At 56.4% G+C, this 20,978-nt stretch carries 18 protein-coding genes and 1 tRNA gene; 13 read left to right on the plus strand and 6 right to left on the minus strand.

All coding sequences use genetic code 11. The annotated features are described in order from the left end of the window. Positions 1-37: 37 nt before the first annotated feature. The 3 genes from CKV99_RS05890 to CKV99_RS05900 all read left to right on the plus strand — a co-directional run bounded on the left by CKV99_RS05890 (position 38) and on the right by CKV99_RS05900 (position 4,027). A complete protein-coding gene (locus CKV99_RS05890) occupies positions 38-640 on the plus strand; it encodes an MBL fold metallo-hydrolase (protein ID WP_092260027.1) in 603 nt (200 codons plus the stop codon). A gap of 86 nt (positions 641-726) precedes the next feature. Continuing rightward, positions 727-1,638, plus strand: a complete 912-nt coding sequence (locus CKV99_RS05895; protein WP_092260029.1) for a DoxX family protein — start codon at positions 727-729, stop codon at positions 1,636-1,638. A 241-nt stretch (positions 1,639-1,879) separates the two neighbouring features. After that, on the plus strand, positions 1,880-4,027 hold the full coding sequence (locus CKV99_RS05900) for a HelD family protein (RefSeq protein ID WP_092260139.1): 2,148 nt from the start codon (positions 1,880-1,882) through the stop codon (positions 4,025-4,027). A gap of 64 nt (positions 4,028-4,091) precedes the next feature. Here the strand turns inward: CKV99_RS05900 and CKV99_RS05905 are convergent, their stop codons facing one another. The 4 genes from CKV99_RS05905 to coaE all read right to left on the minus strand — a co-directional run bounded on the left by CKV99_RS05905 (position 4,092) and on the right by coaE (position 7,900). Next, entirely contained in the window at positions 4,092-4,535 is a 444-nt protein-coding gene (locus CKV99_RS05905; protein ID WP_092260141.1) for a universal stress protein, read from the minus strand. A 103-nt stretch (positions 4,536-4,638) separates the two neighbouring features. Beyond that, positions 4,639-5,097 (minus strand): universal stress protein, encoded by a 459-nt coding sequence (locus CKV99_RS05910; protein WP_092260031.1) that lies wholly within the window; start codon positions 5,095-5,097, stop codon positions 4,639-4,641. Positions 5,098-5,130: 33 nt separating this feature from the next. Continuing rightward, positions 5,131-7,236, minus strand: coding sequence for an excinuclease ABC subunit UvrB (uvrB, locus tag CKV99_RS05915; protein ID WP_092260033.1), 2,106 nt, complete (start codon positions 7,234-7,236; stop codon positions 5,131-5,133). Between the two features lie 46 nt (positions 7,237-7,282). Continuing rightward, the gene (gene coaE, locus CKV99_RS05920) at positions 7,283-7,900 is read right to left on the minus strand and encodes a dephospho-CoA kinase (protein ID WP_092260035.1); all 618 of its coding nucleotides are present in this window, start codon (positions 7,898-7,900) and stop codon (positions 7,283-7,285) included. 294 nt (positions 7,901-8,194) lie between these two features. On the opposite strand from coaE, the gene CKV99_RS05925 reads away from it, so the two are divergent. Further along, positions 8,195-8,764 carry a MauE/DoxX family redox-associated membrane protein gene (locus tag CKV99_RS05925; RefSeq protein ID WP_092260037.1) on the plus strand — a complete coding sequence of 190 codons (570 nt, stop codon included), beginning with the start codon at positions 8,195-8,197 and terminating at the stop codon, positions 8,762-8,764. A 933-nt stretch (positions 8,765-9,697) separates the two neighbouring features. Here CKV99_RS05925 and rpsA read toward each other — a convergent pair. After that, positions 9,698-11,164 (minus strand): 30S ribosomal protein S1, encoded by a 1,467-nt coding sequence (gene rpsA / locus CKV99_RS05930; RefSeq protein WP_092260039.1) that lies wholly within the window; start codon positions 11,162-11,164, stop codon positions 9,698-9,700. Between the two features lie 230 nt (positions 11,165-11,394). Between rpsA and CKV99_RS05935 the strand changes: the two genes are divergently transcribed. Then, positions 11,395-12,132: a class I SAM-dependent methyltransferase gene (locus CKV99_RS05935; protein ID WP_092260041.1), complete on the plus strand. Its 738-nt coding sequence runs from the start codon at positions 11,395-11,397 to the stop codon at positions 12,130-12,132. Positions 12,133-12,549: 417 nt separating this feature from the next. After that, on the plus strand, positions 12,550-12,828 hold the full coding sequence (locus tag CKV99_RS05940; RefSeq protein ID WP_143063460.1) for a hypothetical protein: 279 nt from the start codon (positions 12,550-12,552) through the stop codon (positions 12,826-12,828). Positions 12,829-12,887: 59 nt separating this feature from the next. Here CKV99_RS05940 and polA read toward each other — a convergent pair whose 3' ends face one another. Beyond that, entirely contained in the window at positions 12,888-15,521 is a 2,634-nt protein-coding gene (gene polA / locus CKV99_RS05945; protein ID WP_231910226.1) for a DNA polymerase I, read from the minus strand. Between the two features lie 175 nt (positions 15,522-15,696). Here polA and CKV99_RS05950 point away from each other — a divergent pair. The 7 genes from CKV99_RS05950 (at position 15,697) to CKV99_RS05980 (ending at position 20,977) form a co-directional block, all read left to right on the plus strand. Beyond that, positions 15,697-15,770: transfer RNA gene (locus CKV99_RS05950), tRNA-Leu, on the plus strand. A gap of 348 nt (positions 15,771-16,118) precedes the next feature. Beyond that, complete coding sequence (locus CKV99_RS05955; RefSeq protein WP_092260047.1) at positions 16,119-17,369, plus strand: Na/Pi symporter; 1,251 nt, start codon at positions 16,119-16,121, stop codon at positions 17,367-17,369. A 34-nt stretch (positions 17,370-17,403) separates the two neighbouring features. Beyond that, complete coding sequence (locus tag CKV99_RS05960; protein WP_092260049.1) at positions 17,404-17,658, plus strand: hypothetical protein; 255 nt, start codon at positions 17,404-17,406, stop codon at positions 17,656-17,658. A gap of 3 nt (positions 17,659-17,661) precedes the next feature. Next, positions 17,662-18,537, plus strand: a complete 876-nt coding sequence (locus CKV99_RS05965) for a substrate-binding domain-containing protein (protein WP_092260051.1) — start codon at positions 17,662-17,664, stop codon at positions 18,535-18,537. Positions 18,538-18,630: 93 nt separating this feature from the next. Then, on the plus strand, positions 18,631-19,539 hold the full coding sequence (locus CKV99_RS05970) for a DUF368 domain-containing protein (protein ID WP_092260053.1): 909 nt from the start codon (positions 18,631-18,633) through the stop codon (positions 19,537-19,539). Positions 19,540-19,603: 64 nt separating this feature from the next. Next, positions 19,604-19,993 carry a hypothetical protein gene (locus CKV99_RS05975; RefSeq protein ID WP_092260055.1) on the plus strand — a complete coding sequence of 130 codons (390 nt, stop codon included), beginning with the start codon at positions 19,604-19,606 and terminating at the stop codon, positions 19,991-19,993. Positions 19,994-20,083: 90 nt separating this feature from the next. Further along, positions 20,084-20,977, plus strand: coding sequence for an ABC transporter substrate-binding protein (locus CKV99_RS05980; protein WP_092260057.1), 894 nt, complete (start codon positions 20,084-20,086; stop codon positions 20,975-20,977). Position 20,978 lies beyond the last annotated feature (1 nt).

Below are 20,978 nucleotides of genomic sequence, written 5' to 3' on the forward strand. Positions count from 1 at the left end.
GCCGCTAACTCACTCACTTTTGCCGTAGAGTTAGGGCATGACCAACACTGTTTCACTACACCACATTTCTGTCGGCGAAATGGATAACAACAGCTACCTGATCGCAAGTGGCGGCAAAGGGTTGCTTATCGACGCACCGACCGATGCTTCTGCCCTCCTGCAGATGGCTGAGGACGCTGGAGTCACCATCACCGATGTGTTGACCACCCATCGCCATCATGACCACGTCCAGGCTCTGGAAGAAGTTCTAGAAAAGACTGGAGCGACCCATTGGGCTTCCTTCCTTGACTCCCCTGCTTTGCCGGCACGGGTCGACCACGAACTGGAGCACGGCGACACGCTGAAGTTCGCGGATCTAGAGATTCCTGTGTTCATCTTGCGTGGCCACACTCCAGGTGGTGCATGCTTGGCGTTGGAGATCGACGGCCAGATGCACCTGTTCGTAGGCGACTCGATTTTCCCCGGCGGATTGGGTAAGACGGCATCCGAAGGCGATTTCGTTCGCCTCTTCAATGACGCGAAGGAGCGCGTCTTCGATGTTTATGACGATGACGCTATTATTCACCCTGGCCACGGTAAATCCACAACTGTGGGGGCCGAACGCCCGCAGCTCGATGAGTGGTGGAACCGTCGCTGGTAGAGATTTTTCTCGCACCGCGAGACGAAATTTGTCTACAGTGGACACCACGTACTAAGAAAATTCTCGAAGTAAGGACTTGATCACACATGATCCGTAAGATCGCTCGCCCGATGCTCGCATCCGTTTACATCGCCGATGGTGTGGATTCTGTTGTTAACAGCTCTGAGCACGTTGAATCCTCCGAGCGCTTCCTCAAGCAGGTCCGCAGTGTCGTTCCTGCCGAGTACCAGCGCTACGTTCCAAAGGATGCTGAGCTGGTTGCTCAGGCGCTGGGTGGCACCAAGGTGGGCGCAGGTGCACTGTACGCGTTGGGCAAGGCTCCTCGCTTTGCGGCCGGCACCCTCGCAATCACTGCAATCCCTACCCTGCTGGGCCGCCACGCGTTCTGGGAAGCTGACTCCGCTGAGGAGAAGTCTGCTCGCCGCAATGGCGCATTGACCAGCGTTGCCCTCCTCGGTGGCTTGTTCCTGGCCACAGCTGATACCGCCGGCAAGCCAGGTCTGGCCTGGCGAACAAAGAAGGCAGCACAGACCGCAAACAAGAAAGTACAGGCCGCCCTGCCGACCCAGTCCGAGTCTGAGAAAGCCCTGAGCAACGCGCAGAACTGGATCCAGGACACCACCGAGAAAGTGACCACCCAGGCTCAGGAAGCTGGCAAACAGGTCTCTAACTATGTTGATGACAACAAAGATGACTGGATTGATACCGCGTCCAAGTGGGTTGACAACGCTAAGGAAACCACGGGCCAATTCCTCAATTCCGCCGGTGACAAGACCAGTGACTGGCTGGACGAGGTCAACAAGGACACCAAACAGGCTCGCAAGGCGATTGTGAAGAAGGCCAACAAGGCTCAACAGCAGGCTGACAAGGCGCTGCAGAAGGCTAGCAGGGACATCAAGTCCGGTCGCGCACGCAAGCGCGCGGATAAGAAAGCGGAAAAGCTGCAGAAACGAGCTAATAAGGCTGTAGATCGCGCACGCAAGCGCCTAGACAAGTAGGCCTAGACAAGTAGGCTTGGGCGAGTAACAAGAACCAGGCCTTAAGCGCCACGCGTTCCCGCAGCCCCGCTTGCGCCGTTCTTTGGTGCCCGCGGGGCTGCGTTGCTTTTTGTTAAGATTGTCTCTTCGTTCATGTTTTATCGCAGCCTACCTGCCCCAGCATTGAGGAGGACCATAGTACGTGTCCGAATCCCACCACGGTGATCCACGCGAGATCGCGGCGGAACAAGCGTACGTCGATATGCTCTTTGCTCATCTCGATGCAGAAGTTGCTGCAGCTCGCGCACGCTTGGACCAGGTGCAACAAGATGTTGATCCCGACAACCCTGATTCAGATGCGCTGGTGCGCCGCGAAACGGAGTATCACGGACTCAACGCCAAGCTGGATGCTTTGACCGTGGCAGAGATCGGGTTGGTGTTCGGGCGGATTGATATTGCAGACGATGACCGCGAAAACCCTGTGCCGGGCCGCCCGGATCTAGACCGCCGCTATATCGGGCGCATGGGCATTGATGACCGGGACGATCATTACCGCACGCTGCTGCTGGATTGGCGTGCCCCCATGGCACGGCCGTTCTACCTCTCCACCACAGCCCACCCGGAAGGCGTTGAGCTTCGCCGACAAATCAGGACTCGTGGCCGCACCGTCACAGGCGTTGACGACGAGGTGCTGTCCGGGCAGCTCACCGATGAGCCCGCAGCTGATGTGGGGTCGGAGGCAGCACTACGTCGCGCGATGAATGAGGCCCGCACCGGCCGCATGGCCTCTATCGTGGAAACCATTCAGCGCGAGCAAGATGAGATCATTCGCGATGACACACGTGGTGTTCTCATTGTGCAAGGTGGCCCCGGCACCGGGAAAACCGCGGTGGCCTTGCACCGCGTGGCATACCTGCTGTACACCTGGCGGGAGCAATTGGCGCGAACCGGTGTGCTGATTGTTGGGCCGAACCAGACCTTCTTGGAATATATTTCGCGTGTGCTCCCCGAATTAGGCGAAACCGGAGTTGTGCTAACGACGATCGCAGACCTTGTCCCAGGATTCAGCCCGACTGGCACCGAGCCACTGCTTGGCCGCGAAATCAAGGGCTCTGAGGAAATGGTGACCATTCTCAAGCGCGCGGTCCAGGCGTGGCAAACAGTACCCGAATCAACAGTGCACATCACCGTTGGTTCGATCGAGTTGCGGGTGACCGACAAGCTGGTCAAAGCCGCGCGGACCCGAGCGCGTCGATCACGTAAGCCACATAATCAGGCCCGTGAGGTGTTCCGCGAGGAATTCACCCGTCTGCTTGCCCTGCAGCTGGCGGACCGCATCGGCGAGGACCCTCTGGGTGGGGACAACCTGCTCTCGGCTGCCGATATTGACCAGCTTCACGACGACTTGGCGGAGGAGCCCGCGGTTAGTTCGCTTGTCGACGAGTTCTTCCCCGAGCTGACCCCAATTAAGGTTCTCGATCACCTTCTTAACAGCCACGATGCTATCGCCGAAGTCGCCTACGATTACGACGATGCCACCCGGGAGGGGTTATACCGCGAGCCTGATTCACCTCTGACACCTTCAGATATGGCTCTACTCGACGAGTTAGCTGTGCTGGTTGGCGTGCCAAGCCCAGCTGATGAACGTGCCAAGGCTGACAAGCTGTGGCGCCGCCAGGTCGCTGAGGCAGAAGAGGCTCTCGACGTATTGGCTTCGTCGGAATCTACCGACAATGACGATGATCTCTTCGAAGCGGAGATCCTTTCGGCGCACGATGTGATTGATGCTGAGACGTTGGCTGCCCGCCAGCAGGAAACCGATAATCGGTCTACTGCCCAGCGCGCACGGGAGGACTACACCTGGGCATACGGCCATGTGATCGTCGATGAAGCCCAGGAGCTGTCCCCCATGGAATGGCGGATGATCTTCCGGCGCAGCCCGTCACGTTGGATAACACTTGTGGGCGACACAGCACAGACAGGATCACCGTCAGGCACAGATGATTGGGCGAGTACGCTGGAACCGTTCGTCGGCACGCGCTATGCCCTCCACGAACTCTCGGTGAACTACCGCACCCCTCGCGAGATCATGGAGGTGGCAAATGACCTCCTGGCTCAGATCGACCCGGAGGCGACACCCGCAGTGGCGATCCGTCAATCAGGCCACCCTGTCCGCTACTTCCCTGCCGGTACTGATCCGCACAGTGTACTTGTCGACGACGACAGGCTCTCCCACATCATCACTGTGGACAATATAGAAGAGGTGAAGGGCTTGGAATTTGATCACGTAGTCGTGGTCAACCCCGCCGAAATCGTCGAGGCATCACCCCAAGGATGGCAGAACCTCTACGTCGCCTACACCCGGGCCACGCAAACGCTCACGCTGATCGGAGCCCTGCCACAGGCGTAACACATCACGCCCGCCACAGAAAGTGGCGGGCGTAGCGTCGTTAAGCGTAAAACTTGGTGAAGGTTTAGCTGACAGTGTGAACGATCATCACGTCACAGTCAGACTGGCGTGCAACGTCCGCCGGGACAGACCCGAGCAGGCGACCCGTCAGCGAGTTGATCCCACGATTACCGACGACAAGCAGGTCAGCCTTGTTGTCGTTCACGATAGCCATCAGGGCCTTTACTGGGGCGCCTGGGCGGACAGCGGTCTCTACGTTGTTCGCACCAACTTCGCGCGCATGCTCGACCGCCTGCTTGAGATTTTCCTGCGCCTTCTCATCGCCAAGGATAGCCACAGAGTCCTGGCGCAAGGTCTTCGAGGCATCTTCCTCGGATTCGTAATACGCGCAGCCGATGATCAACTTCGAGTCGAACGCTGCAGCAATCTTAGCTGCGCGCTCCACTGCCAGCAGGGACGACTTGGATCCATCAGTACCAACAACGATCGAGTTGTAGTAATCGCTCATAATGTCCGTTGACCTTTCGATTTTCAGCGCGGGGCAGGAACCGGCACACATTTGGGGGCCGATTCCTAGTTGTGCCTAACCAGTGTATCAATATTCACCAGAACTAATCGTCTGCTTCCTCCGAGGTGTCGACGATCATCACATCCACATTTGCTTTGCGCGCCACACCGGTGGGAATGTTGCCGAAGACACGGCCCGACAGTGAATTCACACCCTTATTTCCCACCACCAGCAGGTCAGTTTCGTATTCGCGGACAGACTCTATCAGTACTTGAACTGGAGGACCGGCCTTGGCGATCAAGCGGACATTCTCCGCGCCTTCTTCTGCGGCAAGCTCGCCAGCCTCAGCCAAATACTCTTCCGCGCGCGTGTCGCTAACTACTGGCAAGGTGGCATATTCGGAGCTCGGCGGATTCAACAAGGAGCCCGTGGAATTGTAGTAGGCGCAGATAATGATCAGCTGGGCGTCATACGCGCGGGCCATGCTAGCTGCGGAACGGACCGCCTTCAGTGAAGACGATGAACCGTCTGTGCCGACCGTAATGGTGGAATAAGAATGCATAATCGTGGGGACCTTTCCTTTCAATGTGTCGGTTTAAATTCCTGATTCCTTAATACCACGAAGTTCTTTTCGAAGATCCGCAATCTCGTCTCTTAGCCGACCCGCCAATTCAAACTTGAGGTCGCGGGCAGCCGTGGTCATCTGTGCGGTGAGCGAATCGATGAGAGTTTGGATTTCATCTTCCGCCATCGTAGATGTATCCGGCTTATCGACGATCGCCGCGTCCCCGGCGGCGCTGCCGCCTTCAGCTGCTGCCTGTGCGTTGTTCTCGTAGACCTCATCGAGAATGTCCGAGATTTTCTTGCGCAACGGCTGTGGGTCGATCCCGTGTTCTTCGTTGTAGGCGATCTGCTTGGCGCGGCGGCGTTCGGTTTCGTCGAGGGCGTACTGCATCGAGTCGGTGATCTTATCGGCGTACATGATCACTGAGCCGGATACGTTACGGGCTGCACGGCCAATGGTCTGGATCAACGACTTCGTCGAGCGCAAAAACCCTTCCTTATCAGCATCTAAAATGGCTACCAGCGAAACCTCTGGCAGGTCGAGTCCCTCACGCAGCAGGTTGATGCCCACCAGCACGTCGTAGTCACCGAGACGAAGCTGGCGCAGCAACTCCACACGCTGCAGGGTGTCAATATCAGAGTGGAGGTAGCGCACCCGCACCCCGTTTTCCATCAGGTAATCGGTTAGATCCTCGGCCATTCGCTTGGTCAGGGTGGTTACCAGCACGCGTTCGTCTTTGTCGGTGCGCTGGCGGATCTGCTCAATCAGGTCATCGATTTGTCCCTTCGTGGGACGCACTTCCACCTGCGGGTCTACTAAACCGGTGGGGCGAATGACCTGTTCCACAAACTCGCCGCCAGCAGCCGCAAGTTCATAATCACCGGGGGTTGCCGACATATACACCGTCTGGCCCACGCGCTGTTCGAATTCGTCGAAGGTCAAGGGCCTATTGTCCAGCGCCGACGGCAGCCGAAACCCGTGCTCAACGAGGTTGCGTTTGCGCGACATATCGCCTTCAAACATGCCGCCAATCTGGGGTACGGTGACGTGCGACTCGTCGATGATGGTGAGAAAGTCCTCAGGAAAGTAGTCTAAAAGAGTGGCCGGGGCACTGCCGGCCTCACGCCCATCCATGTGGCGCGAATAGTTCTCAATACCGGAGCAGAAACCTACTTGCTGGATCATCTCCAAGTCATACTCGGTGCGCATCCGCAGGCGCTGTGCCTCCAGCAGTTTGCCACGGTTTTCTAGCTCCTCAAGGCGGTCCGCAAGTTCAAGCTTGATCGCCTCGATGGCTTTTTCCATACGCTCCTCGGTAGCCACGTAGTGGGTGGCAGGAAAAATACGGAGCTGATCAACTTGGCGGATGACATCACCTGTGAGTGGGTGGATGTAATACAGGGCGTCTACGTCATCACCGAAGAATTCTACGCGGACCGCTACTTCTTCGTAGGCGGGGATAATGTCCACGGTGTCGCCTTTGACACGGAAGGCGCCACGGCTGAAGTCATAGTCGTTGCGCTCATACTGGATATCCACCAGCAGTCGGAGAAACTGGTCGCGGTCGATTTCTTCGTCGACACGCAAAACAACTGAACGGTCCAAGTACGACTGCGGGGCACCCAGGCCGTAAATGCACGACACGGAACTAACGACGACCACATCACGGCGGCTCAACAGGCCCGAGGTTGCCGCGTGGCGCAACCGCTCGACGTCCTCATTGATGGAAGAGTCCTTTTCGATATACGTATCTGTTTGCGCGATGTACGCCTCCGGTTGGTAGTAGTCGTAGTAACTCACGAAGTACTCCACCGCGTTATTCGGCAGCAGCTCTTTCAGCTCATTGGCTAGCTGTGCGGCAAGAGTCTTATTTGGTGCCATCACCAGGGTGGGACGCTGCTGCTGCTCGATTAACCAGGCTGCCGTAGCCGATTTACCGGTACCAGTAGCACCGAGCAGCACAACGTCTTCCTCGCCACGGTCGAGGCGCTCATCGAGTTCCTTAATAGCACGCGGCTGGTCACCTGAGGGTTCAAATTCAGAGATAACCTCGAACGGTTTATCAGAGCGCTCGACCTCACCAATGGGGCGGAACTCGGAGTGGGAGTAGACGGGATGCTCAGCGGGAAAAGCCATGCCACTAACACTAGTAGCAACACTCATCGATAGCCTGTGCAGGGTTTTAGTTCCGCTCTGTAAGCCCAGTAAGCTCTGTTAGGCGTGCTGCTAGGGCATGAACCTGAGTATTTAAGTTTTCGAGAGTGCCGTTGTTGTCGATGACAATATCGGCGGCCGCTAGCCGTGTTTCGTCGTCAATTTGGCGAGCAATGCGGTTACGTACGTCTGATTCATCGAGGCCGCGCTTATCGACGAGGCGCCGCACCCGCTCTTCGGCGTCCACGTCGACAACGACAGTAAGATCCATCTGTTTATGCAAACCTTGTTCAATCAGTAATGGCATGTCGTAGATGGCCATCTTAAACCCAGCATCCTCGAGCTGGGAAAATTGGCGTTTCACCTCAGCCTTAATCGCTGGGTGGGTAATAGAGTTCAGCAATTGCGTCTTCTCACTCGTGGTAAAGGCACGTCGTGCTAGTTCGGCGCGATTAAGGTGACCCTGTTGATCGATTATCTCTTTGCCGAACGCCTTAGCCAGCTCGGCCAACGCAGATTGCCCAGGCGCGACGATTTTCCTCGCAACTTCATCTGCATCTACTACCGGAATCCCATGGTCCTGCAGCATCGCTGCTACGGTGCTCTTGCCGCTGCCGATCCCACCTGTTAAACCAATGATGCGCATGTCACAGATTCTAGTCGTCCCAACCGCACCGATTGCCTAAAGCTCATATCGAATCAAGGGTGACTCCCTACGTGAAGGGTCTAAACTACGGCGAGTTGATATTGACACGACTCATTCTGCAGACCGAGATGGTGTAGTTCGAGCACTTATCGACGTCTCGAAAGTCTTGGTGAGAGGAAGAAATTTGCACCAAGAAAATACTTTACACTTACGGAATGGCTTGCTATATTGTGCCTTAAGTCACCCTACAAAGAGTCTTGTATCACATTTCTTCCTTTGAGTAAGGAGCACCATATGGAAGTCGCGATGTCCACGAAAATAATTACAGTAGGATTCCTCACACTATGCTCTGCAGTATTATTCACTAGTGCGATTGGAAAGATTCTCGCCGGTCAACACCGAAACTCCCAGATCGTGAAAGAGTACGGGATTACGCAACGCCACTTGAACACCGTAACAACCGTCTGTCTTCCATTTCTCGAGTTCGCCTTAGCTGTCAGCCTGTTCATACCAGCTCTACATCCCTGGAGCAGGTACGCCGTAGCAGGTCTATTTTTCCTCTTCGGCACCATGCAAGCATTTACTCTGGCACGCGGCAAGGTCTCGGACTGCGGATGCTGGGGGACACTTTCGTCGCAAGATCTGGGCTGGGGGCAAGTCTTTCGGAATTGGTCTATTGCAGCAATTCTAGCCTTTGTGCCTTTTAGTGAGGTCAAGACTTTCCTCTCTGAAGGAAGCAGTTCAACACTTGCCCTCGCCGTTTCCATTACGATCGCTTATCTCGTTGTTGCTAACCGCTATTTCACCCCGCAGACACCTACCCAAGGAGTGAACCATGTCCATGAGTCGCCGATCCATTCTTAAAGCCGTCGGAGCCGGAGTTCTCGGCACTGCCTACGCTGCCCTATTTCCTCACTTTGCACAAGCGAGGACCTCCGAATTGCCTTCTCAACTACCGTGGTACCGCATCCCGGGGCATAGGATTTCGGATGAATTTAACTCTGACGGCTTATTTACGCTGCATTCCCCCGCTCAAACCGATGGGGGTGAGAAAGTTTCAAATACTGCAACGCACTACTACCACGACGGAAGGCGTGTAGTCGCTTCAGGTGTCCAATCAGACGAAAATCGTGTCACATTGAGCTATAAAGAGTTCTCGGCGGATGGAACGCTAGGCCGTACACACACCGAAGTGTGGCAAGTTAAAGGTGAATTTGCTGAGTTAGTCACACACGAAGCCGAAGCTCAAATGACAAGCGTATCAACCAACTCTGCGTGCCCGCCTGGAACGTATAGATGTCCTCAGTGCCGAAAGGTGCGTTTGGGTGAAGCGATTCTTTGTTGTGGTGGTTGTGCCTTCGCTGGTGCGATTCGAATCATTATTTGTATGGGGACTCTTTGTTTAGGCTGTTTGCATAACACTTGCATTAAGTGGGACTACAATGCCTGCTGTGGTACGACTGGAATGTAGGCCTTAAGCACGCCCACTTTATCCGGTGCAACCATCTAAGCTATCGAGTGTGCTACAGGGTTCCCGGTAGCACACTCCTGCTACCGTACGTGGGATTCGCCCGCACTTTGAGTTTATCTTTTGCGGCGCCCTCGTCGGCTAACCCGCAACCGGGAACACCAAGACACCCTTCAAAATTCACTCTCCCGACACCCGCCGCCCATCATTAGGGGGTGTGCAGCTGCCGTCACTCCCCGCCACCAATTAGGCGCGGGGAGTTTTTACTGCTTAAGCTGGCGTTCTGCAGCGAACAATATTCAGCGAACGCTGTGAACTAACTTGCTATTTTAGTTTCCTGCAAGCTTGTCGCGCAGCGCTGCCAATTGTTCGTCGGAAGCAAGGGAGCCACCAGTGTCCTCTACTGGCGCTTCGTTGGATGCCGGAGCAGGCGCATCCTCAGAAGACGCGGAAGAGTAGTTAGCGGATTCCTCAGCAGCCTCAGCGGCTGCGGCACGGTGACGCTCGATTTGAGCGGAGTGTGCCTGGTAGCGGCGCTCCGCCTCAGCGTAGCGTGCTTCCCAATCCTGACGAGCCTCATCGAAGCCTTCCATCCACTCATTGGTCTCCGGATCGAAGCCCTCTGGGAAGATGTAGTTGCCCTGCTCGTCGTAGGAGTCAGCCATGCCGTAGCGCGATGGGTCGAACTCTTCGGCGTAATCCTCATCTGCCTGCTTAAGCGACAAGGAAATACGGCGACGATCCAGGTCGATGTCGATGACCTTGACCATGAGTTCTTCGCCAACGTTGACGATCTGGTCTGGGACCTCCACGTGGCGCTGCGCCAGCTCGGAAATGTGCACCAGGCCTTCGATGCCCTCTTCGACGCGCACGAACGCACCGAACGGGACCAGCTTGGTAACCTTGCCCGGAACGATCTGGCCCACGGCGTGGGTACGTGCAAAAACGCGCCATGGGTCTTCCTGGGTTGCCTTCAGCGACAGGGACACGCGTTCGCGGTCCAGGTCAACATCGAGAACCTCAACGGTGACTTCGTCGCCGACGGTGACAACCTCAGATGGGTGGTCGATATGCTTCCAAGACAGCTCGGAAACGTGAACCAGGCCGTCGACACCGCCGAGATCGACGAACGAACCGAAGTTGACGATGGAGGACACAACACCCTTGCGGACCTGGCCCTTCTGCAGCTCGTGCAGGAACTCGGAACGAACCGCGGACTGGGTCTCTTCCAGGTACGCGCGACGTGACAGCACAACATTGTTGCGGTGCTTGTCCAGCTCGATGATTTTCGCTTCCAGTTCCTGGCCAATATATGGTTCCAGGTCGCGGACGCGGCGCATCTCAACTAGAGAAGCAGGCAGGAAGCCACGCAGGCCGATATCCAGGATCAGGCCGCCCTTGACAACCTCGATGACGGTACCGGTAACAGGCTCGTCGTTGTTCTGCAGCTCTTCGATGGTGCCCCATGCGCGCTCGTACTGTGCACGCTTCTTGGACAGGATCAGACGGCCTTCCTTGTCCTCCTTGGTGAGAACCAGTGCGTCGATCTCGTCGCCGACCTCGACAACCTCGTCTGGGTCGATGTCGTGCTTGATGGAAAGTTCACGGGTTGGGATGACACCTTCGGTCTTATAACCGATGTCAAGCAGGACCTCATCGTGGTCTACCTTGACGACGCTGCCGGAGACGATATCGCCATCATTGAAGTACTTGATGGTCTCGTCAACTGCGGCAAGAAAATCCTCAGCGGTGCCGATGTCGTTGATGGCTACCTGAGGGGTGTTAGAAGTGGACATTAATTAAATTGCTCCGAAACGGATAGGAGGTCGAAAATGGACAGAAACGTATCTCTCAAAACCGGCGCGAAGCAGCTAGAAATAGCCGTGCTAAGCTGGGATTTCAATCTCGTTCCGATGGCGCTCAGGCGCTCCTATTGCCGCCCAGGTCGTCTCGAAACATAGACACGCTTACCCCACAATAGTCCGTTTATGCAGCTAGAGCAAATGATTTGGAAGCGAATTTTCTTGTGAACACTCCCTCACACGCTAACCGCACCTATTGGGACTCCGATGCCGCCCGCTACCACGACGAACACCCCGCATACCTGACCGGTTTCAACTGGTGCCCGGAGATGCTCTCCGAAGAAAATGCGCGTTTGCTGGGGGATGTCGTCGGCAAGCGCGTCCTAGAAGTAGGCTGTGGCTCCGCGCCCTGTTCAACATGGCTTGCCGACGACCAACCCGGCGCTTTTGTAACTGCCTTCGACATCTCCGCCGGCATGCTCTCCCACTCCTTACGTGCAGTGCCACTAGTGCAGGCCGATGTTCTTGCACTTCCTTACCGCACGGGCGCTTTTGATGTAGCGTTTTCCGCCTTCGGCGCCTTACCCTTTATCCGCGATGAGGTGGCTGCCCTACAGGAGATTCGGCGAGTTCTTTCCCCCGACGCCCGCTTCATTTTCTCCGTAAACCACCCAATGCGGTGGGTGTTTCCTGATGATCCTTCCTCTTTTACCGCCGAGATCTCCTACTTTGCCCGCGAGTATGAGGAATACGACGACACCGGGGCGCTGGTATATGCCGAGTACCACCGCACCTTTGGCGACTGGGTCCGAGCAATCCGTGCGGCAGACTTCGAACTCGTCGACGTGATTGAACCTGAATGGCCCGAAGAACTGACCGAGAACTGGGGCCAGTGGTCACCCGAACGTGGACACATCTTCCCCGGCACCGCGATTTTCATAACCTGCAGCAGACCACTTTAATCGCAGATTGATTTCAATGATGAAGTCTTTTAGCCACAGATTTGGGCGAGATTAACCACCCCCGGGGGTAGTCCTACGCAGAAATTGAATTGAGAATTAATTATCTAACGCATTCTCGACAAGACCAAACACTAACCTTCAATCAATAGACACCTCTTAGGACGACAAAAGCACCGTACCTGAGGTGCATTAAGGTGAACAGAAACCCCTTACGGCCCATTAAACGAATGATTGATAACTATATTTATTCCCCTGAGAGCACACCCTTTATCAACCAAAATCCCAACCAACTAGAGTACCCCATGAATGAAAATATATGTACATTTAGCTGGTAAAAAACCAATTGAGACTTGCAAGTATTCCTTTGATGAAGTTTCATAAAACTGTCCATTTAGTCAATACGTCAAGGAAGGTAATATGTCATCTTTATCAATGTTCCTCAAGGTGATCATGTCTCTTCTCACAGGGACTTCGACCATTTTTGGTAGCAGCATCTCCGACGGAGCAGACACACTCAGCAGCATTGCCGAGTTCAGCAAAGAGCCTCTCAGCAGCATTGTCCAACAGAGCGAAGAGCCACTGAGCAGCATAATGAAATTCGGCAGCGAACAGCTAAGCAGTAAGAAGACCGCCGCCGATCAGGATTCGAAGTCCGGATCGAGCAAAGACGGAAACAAAGGTTCCAGCGCCAAGTAACAGCCGGAACCCAGCCGAAGGGAGTATGCCTCTAGTGGCATACTCCCTTTCGTCAATCTTTAATGCGCGGCTTCATCCCAATTCTTCCCGGCCCCGGCCGACACCTCGAGGGGCACGCGCAGCGTAATCGCATTGTCCATCTCAGCCTCGACAAGCTGCTGAACTTCTTCCAGCTCACCGGGGGCGATCTCTACCACTAGTTCGTCATGGACCTGCAGCAACACGCGCGAGGCCAGCGCACGCTGGCGAAGTGCCGCATCCACGCGGATCATGGCAACCTTAATAATGTCGGCGGCGGTACCTTGGATCGGTGCGTTCAAGGCGGCACGCTCAGCATTTTCGCGGGCCACACGGTTATCACTGGTCAACTCCGGCAGATAGCGGCGGCGACCAAACACAGTAGACGTGTAACCGTCACGCCGCGCCTGCTCCACCACCTCATCTAAATACTTCTTCACACCACCAAAGCGGTCGAAGTAGCTCTCCATAATCTGCTTTGCCTCTCCAGGGCTGATGTCTAACTGGCCCGATAGCCCAAAAGCACTCAACCCGTACACCAGGCCGTAGCTCATGGCTTTCACACGGCGGCGCAATTCCGAGGTCACCTCGTCGATCGGCACATCAAACACCTTTGAGCCAACGTAATTATGCAGGTCCTCGCCCTCCTTGTACGCCTCGATTAGTCCCGGATCCTGCGACAGGTGCGCCATCACACGCATCTCAATTTGGGAGTAGTCGGCCGTCAGCAGCGTCTCAAAGCCTTCGCCCACCACAAACGCCGAACGGATTCTGCGACCTGCCTCAGTACGCACCGGGATATTCTGCAAATTCGGGTCGGTAGAGCTGAGCCGGCCAGTCGACGTGACCGTCTGGTTAAACGTAGTGTGAATCCGCCCGTCGTCCTGGACGGTCTTGATCAGGCCCTCAAGGGTGGACTTCATCTTCTGGTACTCACGGTGTGCCAACAGGTGGTCCAAAAAAGGGTGCGGGTTCTTCTTCGCCAGCGCCTCAATTTCCTTAGCCGCCGTTGAATAACCGGTCTTCGTCTTCTTGGTTTTGGGTAGATCCAGCTTTTCAAAAAGCACCACGGACAGCTGCTTCGGGCTGGACAAATTCAGATCGGGCTCGTCGACCAGCCTGCGTGCTTCCTCCTCCACCTGTGCGACCTGGTCCGTGAACGTTTTCAGCTGGTCTTCCAGCACGTCCACATCCATCGCTATGCCGGTGTTTTCCATGCGCGCCAAGATAGACACCAAAGGCAGTTCTAGGTCCTGGTACAAGTCGAAGCTATTGATCTCCTTGAGCTGGCTGGTCAGTTCCTCGGCTAACTCCAAAATCGCGACAGCGGAATCTGTTAGCGACGTATCCCCCAGCAAACTCAACTGCTCACCGGCCTCCGCCAACTGGCGTTGCAGATGGCGCTGATACACATCGCGCAGCTCGTAGGTGCGCTGGCCCGGGCGCAACAGGTACGCCGCGATCGCCGTATCGTGCGCAATCCCGTTCAGCTCAATCCCGCGACCAGCCAACATATGAAACGCCGCTTTCGCCTCATGCAAGTACTTCGGCGAATTCGATTCCAACCACGCCTTGAAAGCCGCGTCTTCTGCAGGACTCAGCTCAGCAAGCTCGCGCGCCACACCGTCGCGTTTCTTATCGACGATCCCTACCGCGCTTGCATCCCCGCGGTTCGGCTCGCCCTTGCCGACGAAAAACACTGCCATCCCTTGACCCTCGCGTGCTTTTAGCCACTGGTCCAATGGCTCATCAGATACCACCACGTCGGGCAGCTGTACGCTGCCACCGGCCGCGGAATCAGCACTATGTGCATCAGTCGAAGAACCGCTAGTGGGTACTGCTGCTAGCACGCGCTCACGCAGGTTCACACCAAACTCCAGCTCGTCGAACGCCGTAGCCACCGTGCCCACGTCCACGGGCTTAAGCTCCAGATCATCCGGTGCAACACCAAGTTCCATATCGGAGACCATCTGGGTGAGCTTGCGGTTCATGCGCACCTGGTCCAGGCGCTCCCGGAGGTTGTCGCCAACTTTACCCTTGATCTCATCGGCGTGGTCAAGCAACGTCTCCAAGTCGCCGTACTGATTAATCCACTTCGTAGCAGTCTTCTCACCCACACCAGGGATATTGGGCAAGTTATCAGACGGGTCGCCGCGCAGAGCTGCAAAATCCGGGTACTGGGCAGGTGTCAGATCATACTTCTCCTTGACAGCCTCCGGGGTGAACCGCGTCATCGTGGACACACCGCGGGTGGGATAGAGAACCGTGGTTGTGTCGTCGACAAGCTGCAAGTAATCACGATCACCGGTAACAATCAAAATCTCAAAATCACCGGCCGCCTTCGCCTGGGTAACAAGCGTGGCCACAATATCGTCGGCCTCATAATTTTCCACAGATAGCGTGGTGATCCCCAGATCATTCAGGATGTCGTCGATAAGCGGGACCTGGCCCTTAAATTCCTCGGGGCTGGCCTCCCGTTGCGCCTTGTACTCCGGGAACATCTCGGTGCGAAACGTTTTGCGGCCCACATCGAACGCAACAGCCGCGTAAGTCGGTTTCTCGTCGGCGAGAATATTCGCCAGCATTGAAAGAAAACCATACACCGCGTTGGTGTGCTGTCCACCGCTAGTAGAAAAGTTTTCGGCTGGCAACGCGTAGAAAGCGCGGAAGGCCATGGAGTGTCCGTCGATAAGCAAAAGGCGTTTTTCAGTCACGGCTGCCAGTCTAGCCTGCACCCCGATTACCACCGCGCGGAGCTTTCAGACGCAGGCCCCACCACGGGCCAAACCGCGTTCCAACCATGCGATTTCCGTCCAGTCGGGCCGTGCGCTAGAGTTGAATACCGCTACAGCCCCTGTAGCCCAATTGGCAGAGGCAACGGATTCAAAACCCGTCCAGTGTGAGTTCGAGTCTCACCAGGGGCACACACTAACCGCCATCTACGCAGGTAGGTGGCGGTTTAACTTTCGAATCGTTGCGGTTGCCGTTAAAGAAATTCACAGCGAATAGTCCTTTACTTCAGGAACGACGGGCGGCTGAGCTGGGTACGTTGTGGAAACAAATAAGCAAAACCTGCCATTGTCCAGGGCTCTAATTCCCCTGCTACTAGCCGCAGTAGCGGGCACACTGAATCGCCTCCTCGTTGATACATCACCGTAATATCAGCCAGCTTTAATATTGAGTTGGCCTGATGTTTACCTTCATCCTTCACCCTAGGAAGAGGATTCCTATGGCTTTCAGCCAACCACCAGCTTTAGCTTAAGGAGAAGGTTATGAGCTCGACCCGATTCAAAGAGGAAGCACTCGAAGACAAAGACAAAGGTGGCGCGGACCATAACGCTGACGGTGACGGGGCCAAGCCATCTCCATTAGAACGCTTCGGCCTCAGTGGTAAGTCCCTCCACATTGCCAACTGGGTTGCCGTAGCCCTGTGCATCTACTTCCTCATCACTGCGGTCAGCGTGATCGGTGACGGTTTCAAGTCCGCCACCGGCGACCAGGCCGAGCAACTGTTCTCGTTCGCGTCTAACCCGCTGGTCGCATTGATGATCGGAATGCTGGCCACCGCGCTGATCCAATCATCATCCACGACCACCTCCATCGTGGTCGGCCTAGTCGCCGGTGGCTTGCCAATGAGCATCGCCATCCCGATGTTAATGGGCGCCAACATGGGCACCTCACTGACCTCAACCCTTGTGTCATTAGGCATGGTGCGAGACAAGAAGTCCTTCCGCGGTGCCTTCGCAGCAGCCACCACGCACGATATGTACAACCTACTCGCGGTGCTGATCCTGTTCCCGCTGGAAATGTTCACTGGCTACCTGGACAAAACGTCCGAGTGGCTTTCCACCCGCTTGTCGGACACCGACGGCGGCATCATCGCCACCCTCTTCGGAGGCATCGGATCGGCCATCTCTTTTGTCACCGATCCGCTGGCGAACCAGCTCTCCAAACTCAGCGATCTCCTCCCTCCACCATGGGGTGGCATGCTGCTAATCGTCATTGGTGTTGCAGCAATCCTCTTCGTAATCAACCTTTTGGGTGACCTTCTCAAATCAGTCCTCGTCGGCCGCGCGAAGGAAGTCCTGCACACAACGTTGGGCCGTGGCCCCCTGTCTGGGATCGTCTCTGGCACCCTGGTCACCGCGATGGTTCAATCATCCTCCACCACCACTTCCCTCTTGGTGCCACTGGCTGGTGCAGGCACCATCACGTTGAAGCAGGTTTTGCCATTTACCGTTGGCGCGAATATTGGCACCACGATAACCTCCCTTCTGGCAGCATTCGCATTCTCCGGCGTGGATGCTCAGCCCGCCCTGCAAGCAGCCTTGGTGCACATGCTCTTCAACCTCACCGCGGCAGCCATCGTGTTCCTCATCCCGGGTATGCGGCGCGTGCCAACCAAGGCAGCAGACACATTGGCTAAGGCCGGCTCGCAGAACAAGATGTGGGTCGTGGCCTGGGTCGTCGGCGTATTCCTTGTTCTACCGAGCCTTCTCATCGGTGCCAGCCTCTTGCTCTAAGGTACCAGCACGTCACGACGAAAGGACCAACCCGATGAACACCGAACACAATCACGCCCAGTACAACCCCCTAGACATCGAGCAAATGGAACAAATCCTCGCCGAAACCGAGGCCCTCTCCCATGCGCTACGCGAGGACATCCGCCTGCAACGCCAGCACGAAGCGATCGACGACCTCCCGCACCTTCTCGACACCGTCGAACAGGGCAAATGGTCCAACCTCAAGCTCCTGATGGAAGAACTTCTCCAAGATCGCCGCGCGAAGCGAGCAAAGAAGGAAGCGCAGTAATCCATGAACCGCACCACACACTGGAATCCGCCTCAAAGCACCCAAATCGTCGCTGCCCTCCTGACCGCGTCCGCTGTGATGTTGGCAGGTTGTTCGTCGGAAAGCGACGGCGAAGCCATCCGCGTGACTGGATCCGCTACCGTCGAACCAATTACGCAGCTGGCCGCCACCGAGCACAAAGCACAACTTGAGATGACCTCCGACGGTACTTACGACGGCTTCGAGCAATTCTGCAACGGCAAGTCCGACATCAACAACGCGTCCTCCGCGATCACCCAGGACTACATCGACATGTGCGCCGCAGACTCGGAGATCACCACGTGGGCTGATATGCGCGACGGGCTTTCCGACGACACAATCACCCTTGCCGGCCGCCCCGACGGTTCAGGCACGTTTTCCTACTTCACCGCCCAAGTCAATGGTGAACCGAACTCCATCCGCGAAGACTATCGCACCACCGATAACATGCGAGAGCTATCCAGCTGGATCGCTGAAGATGAGAACGCGCTGGGCTTTATGGGTGTGGGCAACTACCTCAACTCACCCGAAGAAGACCGCAACAAGATGAAGACCATCGCCGTCGACGGTGTGGAACCATCTCTCGCTAACGCGCAAAGCGGCACATACCAGCCACTGGTGCGCCCACTATTTATCTACATCAACGCGGAATCCTTGGAAACCAACGCGGCACTCAATGAGTTTGCCACTGCATACGTGGATAACGCTGCCTCGATTCTGCCACGCGTGTTCTTCTACGGCCTCACTCCGGAAGCCTACGACGCAGTAAGCCAACGCCTGAAACTGCGCACCGAGGGCACTGTTATGGGTGGCGACCCATTCCAGACAGTCGACATCGACACGCTGGTAGGAAACAGCTAAACCTCTCGGACACAAAGATAGACAGCTTTCACCGTCAAACCCGTGATGTCGGTCCCCATCCACGCTGCCCGGATGGGCTAAAATCATTGGCTTATGACTACGGAATCCAGCACCTCCACCCGCGTTCCCGCCCGCCCACAACCTCGCCGCAACATACTGTCATACATTTTCGACGTAGTGCGCGGTTTCCTCATCGGGCTTGCTGAGCTTGTACCCGGCATCTCGGGCGGAACAATCGCTCTTATCGTTGGCATCTACGAAAAAGCCCTGAACAACGCAGATCTGATTATGCGCCGGAAACTGCGTGAGGTGGACTGGCTGTTCCTCTTCATGGTAGGCGCAGGCATGATCACCGCCATCTTCACCATGTCCACAGTGATGCACATCTTCGTCACCGAGTACACCGAACTAGCCAACGGCCTCTTCTTCGGCATGGTGGCAGTCTCCATCATCGTGCCGGTCGGAATGATGGATCGTCGTCAAGCGCACTGGGGTTTGCTGGCGCTCTTCGTCGTCGGCGCAATCGTCGCCTTCTTCGCCACCGGCTACACCTCTACCCCCGTCGACAACCCCTCACTGATTGTGATCTTCTTCGCCGCCGCCGTGGCCATCTGCGCCCTCGTGCTGCCAGGCCTATCCGGGTCCTTCCTGCTGCTGGCCATGGGCCTGTATGAACCGATCATCAAAGCAGTCTCGGACCACGACATCACCATCATCCTCGTCTTTTGCGCCGGCGCCGCAACCGGCCTTCTGCTATTTGTGCGTGTCCTCAGCTGGCTGATGAACAAACACCGCAACATCACGCTTGCCACAATGGCGGGCCTCATGCTCGGCTCGCTACGCGCACTATGGCCATGGCCCGGTGCCGCACCCACCAATATTGGCCCAGTAGTGGGCATGGCGGTGCTCGGCGCAGTAATAGTCGCCCTATTCCTCATCGCGGACCGCTACAAGCAGGCAAAAACACACGCCGAAGTAGTCGAGGTCAACCAACCCCACTAGTTCGCCCGCCTGGGGCTGCCCGCCCGAATACGACGAAAGCTGGGAAAGCGCTAAGATTGCTTCCATGATTAAACCTCTTCGCCCATTGCTCGCCGCAGTATCCGCCGCGATGCTCATCACCGCCGCCGTTCCTGCCGCCCAGGCGCAAACCACCGGTAGTGCCGCAGTAAAAGACAACTCTTCTTCGGACACCTCGTCTAACACCTCGTCTGATATAGGCACTGAGAAGCTCAACGACGCATCATCTCGCGGCTCCTCCATGAAAGGCGTCGACTCCTTCGAAGACTACGCCGAATGGACATCCTCAGGTGCAGAAAAAGCGTCGTCCGGCGACCCTGAGCTCAGCGCCGAAGGTTCCTCCCGGCTAGCCGTTGATTGGGCGATCGGCGTTGCGGCCACGTTTGTTATCGGCGCAGTGATCTACGCCGTGTCGTCGCTGTTGCCGCTCATGTAGCGGGCGTCGATTCGCGCTTAACGACGACACCACCTGCTTGCCCGCCCCGGCTACTGGTTGTCAGCCTGTTGGCAGGTAAGGTGTGTGAGCATGAAAAAGATCGTCACAACGGTGGCCGTACTGGCCACCACCGGCCTGCTCTCCGGGTGCGTGACCAACATCGAGGGGGGCAACCCGAACGGCTGGGAACAAATCCTGCCTGAGGAAGTGCCCGAGATCGCCGCGATGGTACCCGAGGACGTTGCCGCTGACGGCGTGCTCTCCGCTGGTACAAATCCGCCATTTGCCCCGTTCGAGTTCAAAGACTCTACCGGCAAGATCATCGGTGTGGAGATGGACTTAGGCCACGCGCTTGCCAGCATCATGGGCTTGGAATTCCAGCCCGTGGAGCAAGACTTCGCCATGATTCTGCCAGCGGTTGATGCTGGCACGGTGGACGTCGGCATGTCCGGGTTCACAGACAACCCTGAGCGGCGCGAAAACTACAACTTTGTCAACTTCCTTTACGCGGGTATCCAGTGGGCGCAGCAGCCAGGCGACAACATTGACCCTGCGTGGCCGTGCGGGTTGACCGTCGCTGTGCAACGCACCACCGTCTCCGAAACTGACGATGTGCGCCCCAAAGCCCAAGCCTGCGAGGACGCCGGCGAAGACCCGGTAACCGTGCTCAGCTACGACACTTCCGATAACGCAGCCCTAGCACTGCTGGTCGGGCGTGCCGACGCCCTGTCCGCCGACTCCCCTGTCACCGCCTGGGCCGTCAACCGCTCCGAAGGAAAAATGGAGCTGGTCGGAGACATGTTCGACGCGGCTCCCTACGGCTTTGCCGTTCCGAAACATTCCGATCTCGGCCCAGCCATGGCAGCGGCTATGCAGCACCTAATCGATACTGGCGACTACGAACGTATTTTGGCGCAGTGGTCAATCGAGGACGGGCTTCTCGACGAGGCACTTATCAACGAACAACCAGTGGAGGGACTGTAAC

It is taken from the genome of Corynebacterium cystitidis (assembly GCF_900187295.1).
GTDB lineage: Bacteria > Actinomycetota > Actinomycetes > Mycobacteriales > Mycobacteriaceae > Corynebacterium > Corynebacterium cystitidis.